Genomic DNA, 1,148 nt, shown 5'->3' on the forward strand with positions numbered 1-1,148 from the left:
TTGGTCGTCGTGGCGCCGGTCTTCGCGATGCACTTGTCGAGCGTGTCGCCGTTGCCGTCTGCCTTGCAGCGGTCGGTCAGGTAGCCGACAAGCTCGCTACGGGCCTGGGATGCCTCGTTCTTGACATTCTGGTTGCCGAGCGCGGTGGCGACGCCGTACTGGCCGGCGATGTGGCCGCCCAGAATATCGAGCGGATAATGCACGCCGAGCACGATGCGGTTGTTGCCCGCCTCGGACACGCGCGTCATGATCTCGGTGCCGAATTCCGGAAGGATGCTCGCCAAGCCGGCGCCCTGCGTGAACGCGAAGGTGGTGTGGCCCGACGGGAACGAACCGGAGGCCGCGAGGCCGTCATATTCGCCGTCGCTCTGGTAGGCCGGCGTCTTCGTGATGTTCAGGGTGGCCTTGAGCCCCTTGAGGTCGAGCGTCGTGCCGTTGTAGTTCACGCGGTCGACGTATGGGCGTGGGTGCGAATACGTGTTCTTGGCGGTGCCGGTGTTCGCGGATTCGTCCATGTCTTTGAGGTACCGGGAGGTCTTCGCCAGCTTGCCCTGGTCCATGCCTTCCTTGTAGTACTTGCCGATCACCGGCCCCAGCGCATCGTACAAGGTGAGCGTGGAATCCATTTTGGAGTCGCTGTAGGCGCGTGCCGTCTGGTCGTTCGCGGTGCCCGCGGTCTTCGCCGCGTCCTGGTTGATCTCCTCGGTCAGCTCGTCGTCATGCTGGAGCACGGACTTGCCTTCGTCGGTCACGCCGACGCCCGGCGTCCAGTACTTGCGGAAATCGGACAGCAGGTTGGTGACCGCGTCACCGGACGAGGAGACGACCTTCACGGAAGGCGCGCTGTTGCCGAAGGTGATGCCCAGAATCGTGGACTTGTCTTCGGAAAGCGTCACTTTGGCGCTGAACGCCTTGGCGAGGTTGATGCGCTGGTAGCCTTCCGAAGTGGAGTCCAGCGGGTAGCCGGAATCAATCTCGGAAGCCGCGAGAATCTGCTTGCGCTGGGCGTCGGTCAATGTCGGGAACGCGGTGATCAGCAGGTTGCCGGCATTGTCCGGAACCTTCGGAGCCTGTCCCTTTTGGCCGATCTGCTCGAATCCATAGGTCATGCGCGCGGTGTACGCGTCGATGGCCGAGGCACGGTCCGT

Annotated in this window: 1 protein-coding gene; it reads right to left on the reverse strand. The window is 63.3% G+C overall.

The window, feature by feature from the left end:
• Positions 1–1,148: phosphatase PAP2 family protein (locus tag B3C64_RS03340; RefSeq protein WP_291533710.1), on the reverse strand; the 1,148-nt coding region annotated here is incomplete at both ends.

The sequence above is a fragment of the Bifidobacterium sp. UBA6881 genome (assembly GCA_002451435.1).
Taxonomy (GTDB): Bacteria; Actinomycetota; Actinomycetes; order Actinomycetales; family Bifidobacteriaceae; genus Bifidobacterium.